The sequence below is a fragment of the Rhodococcus sp. 24CO genome, assembly GCF_050586165.1.
Lineage (GTDB): Bacteria > Actinomycetota > Actinomycetes > Mycobacteriales > Mycobacteriaceae > Rhodococcus_F.
The window spans coordinates 1-638 of sequence record NZ_JAZFNF010000071.1 but is presented as its reverse complement, the minus strand read 5'-3'; the positions used below and the strand labels follow the sequence as shown (position 1 = coordinate 638).

The window sequence follows — 638 nt, the reverse complement described above, 5'->3', positions numbered from 1 at the left end:
TCGGTTTCCAGTGAAAGAATGCGGTGAACGCCCACCACATTGACTCCAGCGTCGATCAGTGCGGTGATCCGGCGCAACGTATCCAGATCTGCTTCGCTGTACCGGCGGGTGCCTCCACTGGTACGAGTGGGGGTCAACAGCCCGCGTCGCTCGTAGAGTCGTAGCGTCTGCGGACCCACGCCGGACAGTTCCGACATCACCGAAATCCCGTACACCCCGCGCAGCGACCGTACCGCGGGCTTTCCCGCCATCCCTGTCTGTCCTGTCATTGTCATCTCCCGAAGATCATCGCCGGTCAAGGTCGCCTCGCTGTAGGCTCTTCGACCGTGAAGACGGCATTCGATTTCCGTGCTGCGTCGTGTGAATAATCTTCCATTCACGGTACACATTTCATGCTTCAGAAGAGGAAGAAGTGACGAGTACGACGATCGGTTGTGCCCATCGTCGGCACTAAGCCCAACTCTGGTCAGTACTGGCGTACCGCATCTTCCTCGGGGCACCGCGTGCCAGCACAGTTCATTCCCGGCGATCTCGCGAAGGGGCCCGCACCCCAAGGTGCCCGCTTCGACGCGAAGCCACGGTGAATCGCCCAGCAGTGGGGCGGAGAAATTCATTGGAAGGTGTACCGCCGGCGCATC

The 638-nt window shown here is 60.3% G+C and carries 1 protein-coding gene; it reads right to left on the bottom strand.

Translation table 11 applies throughout. The features are described from left to right. Positions 1-251: MerR family transcriptional regulator (locus V2B23_RS30885; protein WP_430953695.1), on the bottom strand; the 251-nt coding region annotated here is incomplete at its 3' end. Between the last annotated feature and the right edge of the window lie 387 nt (positions 252-638).